The sequence below is a fragment of the Erwinia sp. MYb416 genome (genome assembly GCF_037479575.1).
Taxonomy (GTDB): Bacteria; Pseudomonadota; Gammaproteobacteria; order Enterobacterales; family Enterobacteriaceae; genus Erwinia; species Erwinia rhapontici.
Genome location: NZ_JBBGYT010000435.1, coordinates 1 through 1,733 on the forward strand (window position 1 = coordinate 1; position 1,733 = coordinate 1,733).

1 protein-coding gene and 2 pseudogenes are annotated in these 1,733 nt (G+C 51.4%); 2 read left to right on the plus strand and 1 reads right to left on the minus strand.

Features of this window, described 5'->3' with window-relative positions; translation table 11 throughout:
- Together WH277_RS08275 and WH277_RS08280 are read left to right on the plus strand one after the other, a co-directional pair.
- Window positions 1-519, plus strand: a pseudogene (locus WH277_RS08275) (type I restriction endonuclease subunit R); the annotation flags it as partial.
- 42 nt (window positions 520-561) lie between these two features.
- Entirely contained in the window at window positions 562-1,476 is a 915-nt protein-coding gene (locus tag WH277_RS08280) for a restriction endonuclease (RefSeq protein WP_339455476.1), read from the plus strand.
- Between the two features lie 66 nt (window positions 1,477-1,542).
- Here WH277_RS08280 and WH277_RS08285 read toward each other — a convergent pair.
- Window positions 1,543-1,733 (minus strand): annotated as a pseudogene (locus tag WH277_RS08285) (type II toxin-antitoxin system HipA family toxin); the annotation flags it as partial.

Genomic DNA, 1,733 nt, shown 5'->3' on the forward strand with positions numbered 1-1,733 from the left:
GAGAAACTCAGCCTCTACGCCCGCCATCTGCGCCCGCTATTGCATGAACAGAGACTGGACGAGGATGAGGTGGATGTCAGCAATATCCAGATGAGCCATTATCGTCTCTCGAAAATCCATGCTCAGCATCTTAAGCTGCAGGAAGATTCACCGGAATATAAACTGCATCCCAGTAATGATGTGGGAACCGCCAAGCCGAAGGACAAGAAAGAAGAGTTCATGTCGCATATTCTGGCGCGGTTAAATGAGCTGTTTATTACGGATAATCTGACCGACAAAGATATGGTCAATTATGCGTTTGCCGTTCGTGACAAGCTCTCGGAAAATAAGTCCGTTATGACGCAGATTGCTAATAATACGCGTGAGCAGGCGATGCTGGGTGATTTCCCTAAAGCCATTGATGATGCCGTGATGGACAGCAGTGAAGCGCAGCAGGAAATGATGATGCAGTATCTGTCGAGTCCTGAGCTGGCCAGGGGATTTGCCCGGGTGGTGTTTGATATGCTGAAGGGGGCCTGAACAGCAGGTTCATCATTTTTGTCATACACATAAGGAAGTGCTATGTCTGTACCGACTTACGATAAATTTATTGAACCCGTGTTGCGCTTTCTGGCTACCAGGCCTGAAGGAGCGACTGCCCGCGAAGCGCAAGAGGCGGCGGCAGATATGCTCAATCTGGATGAAAATCAGCGCGCAGAGGTGATTGCAAGCGGTCAGCTGACTTATAAAAACCGGGCAGGCTGGGCACACGACCGACTAAAGCGTGCGGGATTGTCGCAAAGTCTGTCTCGTGGGAAATGGTGCCTGACACCCGAAGGGCAGCGCTGGGTTATCGCCCATCCTCTGCCAATGACAGCAGAGGATATCACTCATCTGGCCTTTGATTTTAATAGCGTGAAGTTGAAACAGCAGCCCGATTCTGTCGATCTCGATCCACAGCCTGAGCCACTCACTATAGAAGAACTGGCACTGAGTAGCCCTGACGATCGTCTTGAGCAGGCGCTGAATGAGATACGCAGTGCCGTGGCGGATGAATTGCTGGAAAACCTTAAACAGGTCTCTCCTGCGCGCTTTGAGGTGATTGTTCTTGATGTGCTGCACCGCCTTGGCTACGGCGGGCACCGGGACGATCTTCAGCGTGTGGGGGGCTCAGGCGATGGCGGCATTGATGGCATTATCTCGCTGGATAAGCTGGGCCTGGAAAAGGTTTATGTGCAGGCGAAACGCTGGCAGAACACGGTGGGCCGCCCTGAGCTGCAGGCTTTTTATGGCGCACTGGCCGGACAAAAAGCCAGACGCGGCGTGTTTATCACCACATCTGGCTTTACTTCTCAGGCGCGGGACTTTGCCAGGGCAGTGGAAGGTATGGTGCTGGTGGATGGGCAGCGGCTGGTGAATCTGATGATTGAGAATGAAGTTGGAGTGACTTCTCGTATATTACGCGTGCCAAAACTGGATATGGACTATTTTGAGTAATGAGTGAATCCAGCGCTGATCCTGTAAATAACGCTAAGCATCTTCCATTGTCTGGCTGGTGTGATGCTAATTCACCGCAAGCCTAAATGCGTCAGCCATATATTCTTGTTCCCGCACCGAAAGCCCTAAACCATTTGCAATGGTCCTCCACTGGCTGACTATTTCAATAAAGTCCTGGATGATTTCGTCGGCCTCTGCAAGATTCAGACGAAAGTATTCAGCGACCTCTCGTGCCAGTTCAAGATCCAGCGCGTTAT

What these genes read in the sequence shown, in the direction of transcription:
- WH277_RS08280 (WP_339455476.1), top strand. Translation starts at nt 562, where the DNA reads ATGTCTGTACCGACTTACGATAAATTTATTGAACCCGTGTTGCGCTTT.